Origin of the sequence: Streptomyces sp. NPDC052043 (assembly GCF_044548235.1) — a bacterium.
Lineage (GTDB): Bacteria > Actinomycetota > Actinomycetes > Streptomycetales > Streptomycetaceae > Streptomyces.
Genome location: NZ_JBIUBT010000002.1, coordinates 541,305 through 555,238, shown reverse-complemented (window position 1 = coordinate 555,238; position 13,934 = coordinate 541,305). Strand labels below are relative to the sequence as shown.

Below are 13,934 nucleotides of genomic sequence, written 5' to 3'. Positions count from 1 at the left end.
GTGGATCAGCCCTTCAGCCGCGTCAGAGGGCGCCCGGTGCGCCGAGGCCGGTCAGGGCGCCGACCGGGTCGAGGTCGGGGGTGCCGCGGGGCCACCAGTCGTCGTGGTCCGGCTCCGACTCGTACGCGTACCACAGGCCGTCCCGGCCCAGGCGGAGCTGGAGGTGGCCGCGGGGGTGGGTGAGCCGGTTGCGCCAGGGGCGGAAGGCGGGCAGGTCGGCGGCGAGGAGCAGCGGGCGCGCCCGGTCGAAGCGGCCGGCCGGCGGGTCCCAGGGCTCTTCCAGGACGGCGAGTCCCGCCGAACCGCCCTGGCGCCAGGCTGCCACCGCCCGCGCCAGTTCGGCCGTGCCGCGGCCGGTGGCGGAGGCGAGCGCCGCGTACAGGGAGCGGGTGGCCGCGGTCAGTCCGGAGCCGGGGCGGGCGGCGGCGAGGCGTACCGCGTCCTGCCACAGTGTGAGCCCGCCGACCGGGTCGCGGCCGGTGGTGAGCAGGGCGTGGGCGCGGGCGGCCGCGTCGGTGGCCAGCTGGTCGAGGGCAAACGGATCGGGTCCGCCCGGTGCCGCCGGGTACGCCGGGGGCTGTTCCGGGTGCGCGGGCGCGGGCAGCGGTGGGGGCAGCGGTGGGCGTTGCCGCTCGGCGAGCGCGTCGCCCGCGCGGACGCCGGGGAACGGCTCCGGGTCCCGCTCCTGCGCGGCGCGGGCCGCGCGGGTGGCGTTCAGCCGGGACAGGGCGTCGAGCAGTGCGCGCTCGCCCCGGCCGCGGAGCAGCAGCAGGACGAAGGGGTCGGCGTCCAGCAGGCGTGCGGTCTGATAGCAGAGGGCGGCGGCGTGTTTGCAGGGGTGGCCGCGGTCGGGACAGCTGCAGTGCGGCTCCAGGTCGCCGGGGCCGGGGAGCAGGGGGACCCCGCAGTCGGCGAGGGACTGGGGCATCTCCTTGTCCAGGAGCGCGGCGATGTGCCCGGGCCGCTCGGCGACGGTGTCCAGGAACCGGTCCCAGTCGGCCTCGTCCAGTGTCCGCAACCGCACCTGGACCCGGTACGGGCGCGGTCGGCTTCCCTGCACGTACGCCAGGACCAGCCCCGGGGTGACGGTGACGGCGTCCACGTGGCCCGTCTGCGCGTACCCGCGGCCACGGGCCAGCCGCGCCGTGTCCAGCGCGCCCTCCTCCAGTGCGTCGACCCACGCGTTGCCCCACCAGGTCTCGGCGAACCGGTCGCCGTGCGCCGCGTGCGCCGGGAACGCCGGGAAGGTACGCCGCAGTTCGCCGTCCCGGCGGGGGGAGGCCATGCTGCGGGGCGTCCCGGAGCCGGCCGCCGCCGGTGGGGCAGCGGCCCTTCCGCCGCCCGTCCCGTCCGGGGCCGCCCCGGACGTCCGACGCCCTTGCGTCCACCCGTCCACCGAGGCGCCGTCCTCGGGCCCGTGCGCGTCCCCCAACGAAGGGTCGTGGGGGGTGCCCGTGCCCGTGCCCGTCGAGGCGTCCTCCCCCGCCGCCGCGGGGACGTCCGGGGTGCCTGCCGAGACACCCTTCCTCGTCACCGCCGAGGAGACCCCGGGAGCGCCGGACTGTGAGGTGTCGTTCGGGGTGCCGGCGAAGGGGAGGCGGATGCCGGAGGTGACGGCCGGGGTGGGGGTGAGGACGCCCGCCTGGACGAGGTCCTCCGGGGCCCTCGGCAGGGCCGCCTGCGACGCGGCGGCCCGGGCAGCAGTCGGGGCATCGGTAGGGGCGTCCGCAGTGGAGAGGCTCCACAGGGCCGGTCCTGGCACTCTCGGCGAGGGCGCGGACCGAAGTGTCCGGGTCGGCTCGGGGCTTTCCTGATCGGCCATGCCGTCGCCGCCGGACTCCGCATCGTGGCCGGACGCGGCCGGGGGCATCCGGAAGAGGCCGGTGGGCGCGTCCATTGCGGCCGGTGCCGTGTCGTGTGTGCCTGCGCCACCGTCTTCGGCAGCGGTTCGGGACCGGGGGTCGGCCGGTGCCGGCCGGATTGTCCGGCGCGGGGCCGGAGCCGGACGGCGGGCCGTCCTGGTTCCCGCCTGCGCGGCCGCCGCCCGGGCCGCACGCCGGGCCAGGGCGCCACGCAACGCCTCACGCGCAGCATCCGAGGGACGCGCCCCCACGGGCCGCCCCGGTGCGCCGGCACCCGCCGGGTCGCCGGGAGGTGCCGGGTCGCCGGGAGGTGCCGGGTCGCCGGTGGGCGCCGCTGCACCGGTGGGCGCCGAGGGGCCGGTGGGCGCCGCGGCGTCGGCGGGCGCCGGGACTCCGGAAGACGCCAGATCGCCAGACAGGTCGCCGGAGGACGCCGAAGGGTCGGCGGGCGCCAGGCCGCTGGAGGACGCCGGGGCGTCGGTGGCCGCCGAGGCGTCGGCGGACGCCGAGGCGTCGGCGGACGCCGGGCCGCCGGGAGACGCCAGGTCGGCGGACAGGCCGCCGGGAGATGCCAAGCCACCGGAGGACACCGCAGCGCCGGAGGGCGCCAGGCCGCTGGAGGATGCCGAGGTGCCGGAGGGCGCCGGGGCGTCGGCGGGCGCCGGGCCGCCGGGAGACGCCAGGTCGGCGGGAGACGCCAGATCGGCGGACAGGTCGCCTGGAGATGCCAAGCCAACGGAGGACTCCGCAGCGCCGCAGGACGCCGAGGGGCCGGCAGGGGCCAGGTCGCCGGAGGACGCACCGGTGCCGGTGGGTGCCGAAGGCTGGGAGGTGGGGTCGGGTGGGTCCTCCGCGCCGGCCCCGGCGTCGGCGGTTCCGTTGCCGCGGCGGGCCGTGGACTGCGCGCGCCGCAGGGCGTCCCGTGCGGCGTCGCCGGGACGGTTCACCGCGCCGGCCTGGTCCCCCGGCACGGGTTCGCGGTGGTCCGCGGGTTCGGGTCGCCGGGTCTGCTGTTCCCGGGCGGCGCGCAGGGCCCGGCGTGCCGCGTCGGCGGGGCGCTCGTCCATCAGGCCTCCCTCCGCAGCGAGACCAGGTCGGACAGCTCCCGGTCGGTCAGTTCCGTGAGCGCCGCCTCGCCCCCGCCGAGGATCGCGTCGGCCAGGGCGCGCTTGGCGGCGAGCATCTCGGCGATCCGGTCCTCCACGGTGCCCTCGGTGATCAGGCGGTGCACCTGGACCGGCTGGGTCTGGCCGATGCGGTAGGCGCGGTCGGTGGCCTGCTCCTCGACCGCCGGGTTCCACCAGCGGTCGAAGTGGACCACGTGGCCCGCGCGGGTGAGGTTCAGGCCCGTGCCCGCCGCCTTCAGGGACAGGACGAGGACGGGGGTCGCGCCGCTCTGGAAGCGGTCCACCATGCGCTCGCGCTCCGGGACCGGCGTACCGCCGTGGAGCAGGTCCACGGGGACCGCGCGGGTGGTGAGGTGGGAGGTGATCAGGCGGGCCATGCCGACGTACTGGGTGAAGACCAGCGCCGAGCCGTCCTCGGCGAGCAGGGTGTCCAGCAGTTCGTCGAGGAGCGCCAGCTTCCCGGAGCGCGCCGCCGGCCCGTCGCCGCCGCGGGCGTGTTCCTCCTTGAGGTAGAGCGCGGGGTGGTCGCAGATCTGCTTCAGCGAGGTCAGCAGTTTCAGGACCAGTCCGCGCCGGGCCATGCCGTCCGCCGTCTCGATGGCGAGCATCGACTCGCGGACCACGGCCTCGTACAGCGCGGCCTGCTCGCGGGTGAGCGGGACCGGGTGGTCCGTCTCGGTCTTCGGCGGGAGCTCGGGGACGATGCCGGGGTCGGACTTCCTGCGGCGCAGCAGGAAGGGGCGCACCAGGCGGCCCAGGCGCCGCACGGCCTCCTCGTCCTCGCCGGTCTCCACCGCGCGGGCGTGCCGGGCGCGGAAGGACTTGAGCGGGCCGAGGAGCCCGGGGGTGGTCCAGTCGAGCAGGGCCCACAGTTCGGACAGGTTGTTCTCCACAGGGGTGCCGGTGAGGGCCACGCGCGCGGGGGACGGGATCGCCCGCAGCGCCTTCGCGGTCGCCGAGTACGGGTTCTTGACGTGCTGGGCCTCGTCGGCGACGACCATGCCCCAGGGCTGCTCGGCCAGCCGGGGTGCCATGGACCGCATCGTGCCGTACGTGGTGAGCACGAAGCCGCCGTCGAGGCCGTCCAGGGTGCGGTCCTGGCCGTGGAAGCGGCGGACGGGGACGCCGGGGGCGAACCGGGTGATCTCCCGCTGCCAGTTGCCCAGCAGGGAGGCCGGGCACACCACCAGGGTGGGTTCGCGGTGCGCCCGCTTCAGGTGCAGGGCGATGACGGTGACCGTCTTGCCGAGGCCCATGTCGTCGGCGAGGCAGCCGCCGAGGCCGAGGGAGGTCATGAGATCGAGCCAGGCCAGGCCGCGCAGCTGGTAGTCGCGCAGGGTGGCGTCGAGGCCCGGCGGCGGTTCGGCGGGGCGTACGCCGGCCGTGAGCCTGTCCCGCAGGGTCGCCAGCGCGCCGACGGGCACCGCCTCGATCGTCTCGCCGTCGACTTCCGCGGTGCCGGTGAGGGCGACGGAGAGCGCGTCGACCGGGTCGAGCAGTCCGAGGTCGCGCTTGCGGGCCTTGCGGACGAGGGCCGGGTCGACGAGCACCCAGCGGTCCCGCAGCCGCACCACCGGGCGGTGGGCCTCGGCGAGCGCGTCCATCTCGGCGTCGCTGAGCGGGTCGCCGCCGAGCGCCAGCTGCCAGCGGAACCGCAGCAGGTCCTCGCTCTCGAGGAAGCCCGTGCCGTCCTTGGCGGAGCCCGGCGCGGAGCGCACCACCGCGGTCGCCGTGAGGTCCTGGGCCAGGTCGCGCGGCCAGTGCACGGCGACGCCCGCCGCGGCGAGCCGGGTCGCGGCCACGCCGAGCAGGTCGCTCACCTCGCTCTCGGAGAGGGCGAGGACGTCGGGCACCTCCTGTTCGGACAGCCGGTCCAGCGGGGGCCAGACGCGGGCCGCGCGCCGTACGGCCAGGGCGGCGTCCACGCGTGCGCGTGGGCCGAACGCCGGGTCCGCCTCGCCCGCCCACAGGGCCGCCGCGTCGGCGACGAGGGTGGGGTCGGCGAGGCTGTGCACCTGGACGATCGCCGCGCCCGCACGGCGGGCGGCGCCGTCCCCTTCGTCGGCGGCGTCGGCGTCGAACAGGCCGTGCGCCGGCAGGTCCAGGCGGAGTGAGACGCGTACGCCCGCGTCCATGCCGGCGGCGACCTCGGCCGCCCAGTCGTGGGCGTGCGGCAGGCGCTGCGGTGCGCGGGCGGCGAAGGGTTTGCCGCAGGTGTGGGGCGCGGCCGGGGTGCGGGGCAGGGTGTCGGCGACCGCGTCGAGGAAGGTGCGCAGCAGCGCCTCCGGTTCGGGCAGCCGGAGCGGGCCCGGGCCGGGCAGCGGGGCCGCGTGGCCCTCGTGGGGCAGGGCGGCGGCGATCGCGCGCAGGTGGGCGATGTCGTCCGGGTCGAGGGGCCCCGCGCGCCAGGCGTCGTGCCCGGTGGCGGTCAGACCGGGAAGCAGCCGTCCACGGGCGACGAGCCGCAGCGCGTGCAGGGCGGCGGCGCCCCAGCAGGCCGCGGCGGGATGCGCCGCCGGATCGTGCCGTGCCCGCACGAGGTGCGGCAGCGCGTCCTCGACCGGCAGCGACAGCGCGGGCACGCTCCTGCGCCGGACCACCGCCCCGTGCCGCCGCACGACAGTGAGCTCCGTGCGCAGGGACGTGTCGCCGCCCGGGTGCGGCCCGGGCGTGGTCGCCATCCCCTGACCGGCGCGCTCCGAGCAGGCGCCGGTCGTTCGACCGGTGCCGTCCGTGGGATCGGCGGCGGGGGCGCTCCCCGCCCATACGTCGCCGCTCGGGTCCCAGAAGGCGATGCGGCTGTCGCGGGGAAGGGGGGCGGGGAGGAAGACGGCGGCGAGGCGCGGGGACACGGACTCCGTGTGCGCCGCGCCGTCCGTCGCTTCGACCGCCGTGTCGCTCATACGTCCTGTCACCTCCCGCTCGTCGTCCGGCCCAGTCGTCTTCGACTGTACGGGCGGGGTCTGACAATCGGCTCCGGCGGCCCGGGCGGGGCCGCGGTCGGCATCAGGGGACGGTGCGGGAGACGACGTAGACCATCGGCAGGACCGGGTTGGACAGGTTCACGACCACGTCCTGCGTGGGGGCGGGGTTCTTCTGGCTGTGGGTGAGACCCCACCAGGGGCCGGCGCTGGTGAAGGTCCAGCCGGTGGTCTTCTTGTCCCGGACACCGACAGAGACGGCGCCCTCCTTCAGGTCGCCCCGGTTGGCGCCCATGGCCTCCAGGAAGGAGGTGAGGCCCGGTTCGGTGGTCCGGAACTGGACGTAGAGACGGCTGGTCTTCCAGTTGTTCGTCTCGTAGGAGGAGACCATGTCGGCCGGGTGCGGGATCGGCACCTGGTAGAGGCGGCGCTGGACCTTGGACGGGTAGCCGGGCGCGAGGCCCTTCGCCGCGTACCTGGCCTCCTTGTCCTTGCCGCTGTCGCGGCTCTGGTTGGCGGAGATCACCAGGTAGCCGGCCGGGACGCCGATGAGCAGCACGATGATCAGCAGCGTGAGGCCCCTGCGGCGGTTGCGGCGCCGGCGGTCCTCGACCCGCGGGGGGCGCCCGTCCGGCGGCGCCGCCTGCCGCGGCAGCGACATCGTCACAGCGCCTCCTGGGCCGCGCGCCGCGCCTGCGCGTACCGCTCGTAGCGCTCGTACCGCTCGACTCGGCGCCGCTTGGCGCGCCGGAAGCGGCGGGCGACCAGCCGGGCGAGGTCGGCGGCGCCGACCATGCCGGCCTCGGGGCCCAGCTGGGCGCGGGCGATACGGGCCTCGGGTCGGTAGCCACGGCCGGTGAGGTGCCGTTTGAAGGCGTCCCGCGCGGGGCCGATCAGCAGGTCGTCGGCCGCGGAGACCCCGCCGCCGATGACGAAGCAGGACGGGTCGAGGGCGGCGGCCAGGTTGGCGATGCCGACGCCGAGCCACTGGCCGATGTCCTCGAGCAGTTCGATGCACATGGCGTCGCCCTCGCGGGCCAGCTCGGTGATCATCGGCCCGGTGATGTCGGCGATGTTCCCCTTGACGTGCTCGATGATCCCGTAGGCGACCGGGGAGTCGGCCGCGGCCAGCTCCCGCGCCTCGCGCACCAGGGCGTTGCCCGAGCTGTACTGCTCCCAGCAGCCGCGGTTGCCGCACGGGCAGCGGTGGCCGCCGGGCACGACCTGCATGTGCCCGAACTCTCCGGCGACACCGAACTTCCCCCGCTTGACCTGGCCGTCCTCCAGGATTGCGCCGCCGATCCCGGTGCCGAGCGTGATCATGACGAGGTGGTCCTCGTCGCGGCCCGCGCCGAAGCGCCACTCGGCCCAGGCGGCAGCGTTGGCGTCGTTGTCGACCAGGACGGGCACGGACAGGCGTTCGGAGAGGCGGTCGCGCAGGGGTTCGTTGCGCCAGGACAGGTGAGGGGCGAACAGCACGCGGTTGCGGTCGGCGTCGACCCAGCCGGCCGCGCCGATGCCGACCGCGTGCACGTCGTGCCGGTCGGACAGGTCCAGGACCAGTTCGACGATGGTGTCCTCGACGACCCGCGGGCTCTTGGACTTGTCCGGGGTCTCCGTGCGGAGCCGCTCCAGGATGTTGCCGTCGGCGTCGACGACGCCCGCCATCACCTTGGTGCCGCCGATGTCGATGCCCACCGTGGGGACGCGGGGTGCGGTCAGGTGGGAGCGCCGCTCCCGGGTACCGACCGTGCGCAGTACGGGGGCGCGGCGGGAGCCGATGGGGGCGGTGAGGTCGCGGTAGGTGCTCATCGGGCCCGATTCTGCCGCACGGTGGGTAAGGGCTTCGTACGGGGCACCGAGGGGCCGGTGCCCGGTTTGTACGGGATGCGGACGTGTGGGGTTCGCCGCGCCCGCGTTGCGGAGCGGCATGATGCCACAACCCCGCGGGCCCTCACTCCCCTTGCAGCTCATGGCGTAGATCGTCCAGGTCGCTGCCGCCGGCCATCTGCCGGGTCAGCTCGTCCAGGGTGATCGCGTCCCGTGTGTGGTGGCCGACCATGGTGCCTCGCCTCAGCAGGACGAATCGGTCACCTACAAGGTACGCGTGATGCGGGTTGTGGGTGATCAGCACCACACCCAGCCCCTGGTCCCGAGCCGCCGCCACATACCTCAGCACCACGCCCGACTGCTTCACGCCGAGCGCCGCGGTCGGCTCGTCCAGGACGAGCACCCTCGCGCCGAGGTACACCGCGCGCGCGATGGCGACGCACTGGCGTTCGCCACCCGACAGGGTGCCGATGGGCTGGTCGACGTCGCGCAGGTCGATTCCCATCCGCAGCAGTTCGGCCCGTGCCGTCCTGCGCATGAGGTCGACGTCCAGGCGCTTGAAGGGGCCCACTCCCTTGCGGGGCTCGGAGCCGAGGAAGAAGTTCCGCCAGACCGGCATGAGGCCGACGACCGCCAGGTCCTGGTACACCGTGGCGATGCCCCGGTCCAGCGCGTCGCGCGGCGAGGTGAGCCGGGTCTCCTCGCCCTCGACGCGCAGGACACCGCCGTCGTGCTGGTGCAGCCCCGCGATGATCTTGATCAGGGTCGACTTGCCGGCGCCGTTGTCGCCCAGGACGCAGGTGATCTCCCCGGCGTGGACCTCCAGGCCGACGTCCTCCAGGGCACGGACACCGCTGTAGCGCTTGCTGACGCCGGACAGCTCCACGAGTGCCGTGCGTGCTTCGTTCCGCGTCACTTGGTGACCTCCGCCCGCCTGCGGACCCAGGTGTTGAGCAGGGTCGCGAGGAGCAGCATCGCTCCGAGGAAGAACTTGAACCAGTCGGGGTTCCACTCGGCGAAGACGATGCCCTTGCTGGTCATGCCGAACAGGAGGGCTCCGACCGCCGAGCCGATGGCGCTGCCGTAGCCGCCGGTGATCAGGCAGCCGCCGATCACGGCGGCGATGATGTAGATCAGCTCGTTGCCGACGCCCTCGCCTGACTGCACCGCGTCGAAGGAGAAGAGCAGGTGCTGCCCGCAGATCCAGGCGCCGAGACCCACGCCCATGTAGAGCCCGGTCTTGGTTCCGGTGACCGGTACGCCGACCGCGCGGGCCGCGTCCTTGTTGCCACCGACCGCGAAGATCCAGTTGCCGGTGCGGGTGCGCAGCAGGATCCAGGAGGCGAGGGCGACCAGTCCGAGCCACCACAGGATGGTGACCTTGATGTCGACGCCGCCGACGGTGAGCGTCGAGGCGAACACCGCGCGGGCACTGGAGAAGCCCTCCATGTCGCCGATCGTCTTGGTGGAGACGGTGCCGTCGATCAGCTTGGTGAAACCGAGGTTCATCCCGGTCAGCATCAGGAAGGTGCCCAGGGTGACGATGAAGCTGGGCAGCCGGGTGCGGGTCAGCATGAAGCCGTTGAAGGCGCCGATCGCCAGGGTGACCAGCAGCGACACGCCGACCCCGACCCAGACGTTCGCGGTCATCTGGTAGCTGAACATCGAGGAGACCAGCGCGGAGGACGTCACCATGACGCCCGCCGACAGGTCGAACTCGCCGCCGATCATCAGCAGGGCGACCGGGACCGCCATGATGCCGATCGTCGAGGACGCGTACAGGACGGTGCTGAGGCTGGAGGCGCGCAGGAAGCCGTCCGCGGCGCAGGCGAAGAAGATGAGGACGGCGATCGCGCCGACGACCGAGCCGAGCTCGGGGCGGGTGAGCAGCCTGCGCAGCGCCGGGGTCGGCAGAATCGTTTCAGCAGCGGAGGTCTCGGTGTGGGTTGCGGGCCGGTCCGTACTCGTCCCGCTCATCGGGTGCCCCGCTTCGTGTACTCCTCCAGCGCGGCCGCCTGGTCCTTGGTGACGATCTGCGGGCCGGTGAGCACCGGCCGGCCGCCGCCGAGGACGTCGCCGTTGTACTTGTAGAGCCAGAGCAGGTCGACGGCCTGGTAGCCCTGGAGGTAGGGCTGCTGGTCGACGGCGAAGCCGAGCGTGCCGTCCCTGAGCTCCGCGGCGACCTTGGCGTTCAGGTCGAAGGTGTCGACCTCGGCCCTGCTGCCGGCGTCGGCCCTCGCCTTGACGGCGGTGTCCGCGTACGGGGCGCCGAGCGTCACGACCGCGTCGACGGACTGGTCCGCCTGGAGCTTGGCACCGATCGTGGCCTGCACGTCGGGCATGTTGGTGCCGTTGACGTAGAGGTTCTCGACCGTGCCGGAGAAGGTCTTCGCCACCCCGGCGCAGCGCTGCTCGTGCCCGACGTTGCCCTGTTCGTGCAGGACGCAGAGCACCTTCTTCTTCCCGCGCTCGTTCAGCTCCTGCCCGACGGCCTCACCGGCGACGGTCTCGTCCTGGCCGACGTGCGTGAGGGCGCCGTACGCCTTGGACTGCGCCGATCCGGAGTTGACCGTGATCACCGGGATACCGGCCTTCTCGGCGCGGGCCACGGCGGCCTTGAGCGCGTCGGGCTTGGCGAGGGTGACGATGATGCCGTCGACCTTCTTGTCCACCGCGGCGTCCACGAGCTGCGCCTGCTGCTGGGCCTCGGCGTCGTGCGAGTACAGGAAGTTGATGTTGTCCTTGACCGCGGCCTGCTTGGCGCCGCTCTGCACGATGTCCCAGAACGTGTCACCGTCCCCGGAGTGCGTGATCATCGCGAAGGTCCAGCGGGGGGTGTCCACCGCGGCCCTGCCCTGGGCCGCCGCGGCCTTGCGGGCGTCCTCCGCCCGCTTGCCGCCGGTGCTGCTGCATCCCGCAAGCGACAGGGACAGTGCCCCTGCCAGCGCGATGACTACCCAGGTTGGAAACCGTGCCACGAGGCCGTGCCCTTCTCGCTGTGCCCGAACGTACGCGAGGGGCCGATGGCGATCCCACCAGCCCCGAACGTTCCATTATCGGACACCGGAACCTTTGGTTCCGCGGGCGGGGAGCGGTGACGGGTCACATTGTCCGGACATGACGAGGGGCGACCGGAGCGCACCGGGACCGCCGGGGGCGGGGCGGTCAGGGTCGTACGGGGAGGCCAGGGACGTACGAAGGGGTCAGGGACGTACGAGAAGCTGGAACTCGAAGGAGTAGCGGGAGGGCCGGTAGGTGTGCGTGCCGTACTCCACCGCGCGGCCGGTGTCGTCGAAGGTGGTGCGCTGCATGGTGAGCAGCGGGGCGCCCTCGGCCTCGGCGAGCCGCTCGGCCTCCGCGGGTTCGGCGGCGCGGGCGCCGATGCACTGGCGAGCGCTGTGCAGGGTGATGCCGGCGGCGCGCATCAGCCGGTACAGGCCGGTGGCCTCCAGCTGGCCGGTGTCCAGGTCGAGCAGTCCGGGCGGCAGGTAGTTGGTCATGTACGCCATCGGCTCGCCGTGGGCCAGGCGCAGCCGTTCGACGCGGTGGACCTCCTCGCCCTCGGCCACCCCGAGGGCCGCAGCGACCTCGGGGGAGGCCGGGACCACCGTGTTGACCAGGACCTTCGTCGCCGGGAGCTGCCCGGCCGCCTCCAGGTCGTCGTAGAGGCTGCTCAGCTCCAGCGGGCGCCTGACCCGGCTGTGCACGACCTGCGTGCCGACACCGCGGCGGCGTACCAGGAGGCCCTTGTCGACCAGCGACTGGATGGCCTGGCGGACGGTGGGCCGGGACAGGCCGAGCCGCGCGGCGAGCTCGATCTCGTTGCCCAGCAGGCTGCCGGGGGTGAGGCTGCCGTGCTCGATCGCGGCCTCGAGCTGCTGGGACAGCTGGAAATACAGCGGTACCGGGGAACTCCGGTCCACATGAAGCTCGAGTGGGACGGTGGGGTCCACTTCTGGTTTCGGCACGGCCCGAGCGTAGCTCCGCGGCCCGTTGACGGGAAGTCGTGTAGTCCGATTGTCCGGACATGCGGATTGACAGGGTCCGGGGTCCGCCCTCACTTTGTTTCCATGCGCATCGGGGTCATCGGAACGGGCCGCATAGGCACCATCCACGCGAACACACTCAGCCGGCACCGTGAGGTCGGCTCACTGATCCTCACGGACGCCGATCCGGGGCGGGCACAGGCGCTCGCCCTGCGGCTCGGCGAGACGGCGGCCCCGGGGGTGGACGAGATCTTCACCTGGGGCGTGGACGCGGTCGTGATCACCACGGCGACCTCGGCCCACGCCGAACTGATCGGCCGGGCGGCGCGGTCGGGGCTGCCGGTGTTCTGCGAGAAACCGATCGCCCTGGATCTGCCGGGCACGTTACAGGCGCTCGCCGAGGTCGAAGCCGCCGGCACGGTGCTTCAGATGGGCTTCCAGCGCCGCTTCGACACGGGCTACGCGGGCGCGCGCGAGGCGGTGCGGTCGGGACGGCTCGGCCGTCTGCACACGGTCCGCGCGCTCACCTCCGACCAGGCACCGCCGCCGCCCGAGTGGCTCCCGCTGTCCGGCGGGCTGTTCCGGGACACCCTGATCCACGACTTCGACGTGCTGCGCTGGGTGACGGGCCGCGAGGTCGTCAGCGTGTACGCGGCCGGGTCCGACGCGGGCCCCGCGATGTTCCGCGCGGCGGGCGACGTCGACACCGGTGCGGCAGTGCTCACCCTCGACGACGGCACGCTCGCCACCGCCACCGCGACCCGCCTCAACGGCGCGGGCTACGACGTGCGCATGGAACTGGCCGGAGAGCGGGACCAGATCGTGGTCGGCCTCGACGACCGCACGCCGATCGCGTCCACCGAGCCGACCGGCCCACCGGCCGCGGACAAGCCGTGGTCCGACTTCCTGGAGCGCTTCGGCCCCGCCTACGCGGCCGAACTGGCCGCGTTCGTGCAGGTGCTGCACGGTGAGCGGTCCAACCCGTGCGACGGCCGCGAGGCCCTGCAGGCCCTGCGCATCGCCGAGGCCTGCGAGATCTCCCGCCGTGAACACCGCCCGGTGAGCCTGGCGGAGATCCCGGGCGGCGACCGGGCGATCTACCGGTGACGGACCGACAGCCACGTTGACCGCCACCCGTCCGCAGGTGCCGCCGCCGACAGCCCCTCGCCCGTCCGGTGGGAGAATCGGCGATCATGCGTGCTGTCTATGTCGAACAGCTGGGGTCACCCGACGTCATCCGCTTCGGTGAGTTGCCCGCTCCCGTGCCGGGGCCGGGTGAGGTGCTGGTGGACGTGGTGGCCACCACGGTCAACCCGGTGGACACCTTCGTCCGGTCGGGGCTGTTCCGCACACCGCTGCCGTTCCCGTTCGTGGTCGGACGCGACCTGGTGGGAACGGTGGCGTCCGCGGGCTCCGGTTTCGCCGTCGGCGAGACGGTGTGGTGCAACAGCCTCGGTCACGACGGCCGGCAGGGAGCGGCCGCCGAACAGGCCGTGGTGCCCGCCGACCGCCTCTACCGGCTGCCGGCGGACGTGCGCCCGGAGGAGGCGGTGGCCGTGTTCCACCCCGCCGCGACCGCGTATCTCGCCCTCTTCACACACGGCGGACTGCGCCCCGGCGAGACGGTCCTGGTCGGCGGCGCGGCCGGCAACGTGGGCGGCGCGCTGGTGGAGTTCGCGTACCGGGCGTACGCGCGGGTCCTCGCCACGGCCGCGCCGCGCGACCACGAGCACGTCCGGTCCCTGGGCGCGGTGGAGGCGGTGGACTACCACGCCCGCGACCTCGCGGCGCGGCTGACGCGGCTCGCCCCGTCCGGCGTCGGCGTCCACGTCGACACCTCGGGACGCAACGACCTGAGGACCGCGGTCGACCTCCTCGCCCACCGCGGCCGCATCGTCGTCCTGTCCGGCGCCCGCGACGAACCCACCCTGCCGGTCGGCCCGCTCTACATGAAGGACGGCTCCCTGCACGGCTTCGCCATCTCCAACGCCACGGCCGCGGAGCTGGCCGAGGCGGCGGCCGCCGTCAACGACCTCCTGGCCTCCGGCGGACTGCGGCCCCGTTCGGTCGAGTACCACCCCCTGAGCGCCGCGGCGGAGATCCACCGGCGCATGGAGCGGGGCGAACTCCACGGGCGGCGCGTGGTGCTCCGTCCCTGACCGGAGCCGCCGGGCGCCCATCACCGCGATGGGGTGGCCGACCACGACG

The 13,934-nt window shown here is 74.1% G+C and carries 10 protein-coding genes; 2 read left to right on the top strand and 8 right to left on the bottom strand.

Annotated features, from left to right (window positions below):
• Positions 1-22: 22 nt before the first annotated feature.
• The 8 genes from ACIHCX_RS07105 to ACIHCX_RS07070 form a co-directional block, all read right to left on the bottom strand.
• Positions 23-1,870 (bottom strand): SWIM zinc finger family protein, encoded by a 1,848-nt coding sequence (locus tag ACIHCX_RS07105; RefSeq protein WP_400027714.1) that lies wholly within the window; start codon positions 1,868-1,870, stop codon positions 23-25.
• Positions 1,871-2,928: 1,058 nt separating this feature from the next.
• Positions 2,929-5,892 carry a DEAD/DEAH box helicase gene (locus ACIHCX_RS07100; RefSeq protein WP_400027412.1) on the bottom strand — a complete coding sequence of 988 codons (2,964 nt, stop codon included), beginning with the start codon at positions 5,890-5,892 and terminating at the stop codon, positions 2,929-2,931.
• A gap of 103 nt (positions 5,893-5,995) precedes the next feature.
• Entirely contained in the window at positions 5,996-6,577 is a 582-nt protein-coding gene (locus tag ACIHCX_RS07095) for a sugar kinase (RefSeq protein WP_400027410.1), read from the bottom strand.
• Positions 6,574-7,722, bottom strand: a complete 1,149-nt coding sequence (locus tag ACIHCX_RS07090) for an ROK family glucokinase (protein ID WP_400027409.1) — start codon at positions 7,720-7,722, stop codon at positions 6,574-6,576. The genes ACIHCX_RS07095 and ACIHCX_RS07090 overlap by 4 nt, the downstream gene beginning before the upstream one ends.
• A 142-nt stretch (positions 7,723-7,864) precedes the next feature.
• Complete coding sequence (locus tag ACIHCX_RS07085; RefSeq protein ID WP_400027407.1) at positions 7,865-8,656, bottom strand: ATP-binding cassette domain-containing protein; 792 nt, start codon at positions 8,654-8,656, stop codon at positions 7,865-7,867.
• Complete coding sequence (locus ACIHCX_RS07080) at positions 8,653-9,717, bottom strand: ABC transporter permease (protein WP_400027405.1); 1,065 nt, start codon at positions 9,715-9,717, stop codon at positions 8,653-8,655. The genes ACIHCX_RS07085 and ACIHCX_RS07080 overlap by 4 nt, the downstream gene beginning before the upstream one ends.
• Complete coding sequence (locus ACIHCX_RS07075; RefSeq protein ID WP_400027403.1) at positions 9,714-10,718, bottom strand: sugar ABC transporter substrate-binding protein; 1,005 nt, start codon at positions 10,716-10,718, stop codon at positions 9,714-9,716. Before ACIHCX_RS07075 ends, ACIHCX_RS07080 begins: the two co-directional genes overlap by 4 nt.
• A gap of 225 nt (positions 10,719-10,943) precedes the next feature.
• Positions 10,944-11,693, bottom strand: a complete 750-nt coding sequence (locus ACIHCX_RS07070) for a GntR family transcriptional regulator (protein WP_400027712.1) — start codon at positions 11,691-11,693, stop codon at positions 10,944-10,946.
• Between the two features lie 117 nt (positions 11,694-11,810).
• Between ACIHCX_RS07070 and ACIHCX_RS07065 the strand changes: the two genes are divergently transcribed.
• Together ACIHCX_RS07065 and ACIHCX_RS07060 are read left to right on the top strand one after the other, a co-directional pair.
• Positions 11,811-12,833 (top strand): Gfo/Idh/MocA family oxidoreductase, encoded by a 1,023-nt coding sequence (locus ACIHCX_RS07065; protein WP_400027401.1) that lies wholly within the window; start codon positions 11,811-11,813, stop codon positions 12,831-12,833.
• 86 nt (positions 12,834-12,919) lie between these two features.
• Positions 12,920-13,885, top strand: coding sequence for an NADPH:quinone reductase (locus ACIHCX_RS07060; RefSeq protein WP_400027400.1), 966 nt, complete (start codon positions 12,920-12,922; stop codon positions 13,883-13,885).
• Positions 13,886-13,934: the final 49 nt, after the last annotated feature.

Coding starts and splice junctions, on each gene's coding strand:
- ACIHCX_RS07105 (WP_400027714.1), bottom strand. CDS start 1,870: ATGCCCCCGGCCGCGTCCGGCCACGATGCGGAGTCCGGCGGCGACGGC.
- ACIHCX_RS07100 (WP_400027412.1), bottom strand. CDS start 5,892: ATGAGCGACACGGCGGTCGAAGCGACGGACGGCGCGGCGCACACGGAG.
- ACIHCX_RS07090 (WP_400027409.1), bottom strand. CDS start 7,722: ATGAGCACCTACCGCGACCTCACCGCCCCCATCGGCTCCCGCCGCGCC.
- ACIHCX_RS07080 (WP_400027405.1), bottom strand. CDS start 9,717: ATGAGCGGGACGAGTACGGACCGGCCCGCAACCCACACCGAGACCTCC.
- ACIHCX_RS07065 (WP_400027401.1), top strand. CDS start 11,811: ATGCGCATCGGGGTCATCGGAACGGGCCGCATAGGCACCATCCACGCG.
- ACIHCX_RS07060 (WP_400027400.1), top strand. CDS start 12,920: ATGCGTGCTGTCTATGTCGAACAGCTGGGGTCACCCGACGTCATCCGC.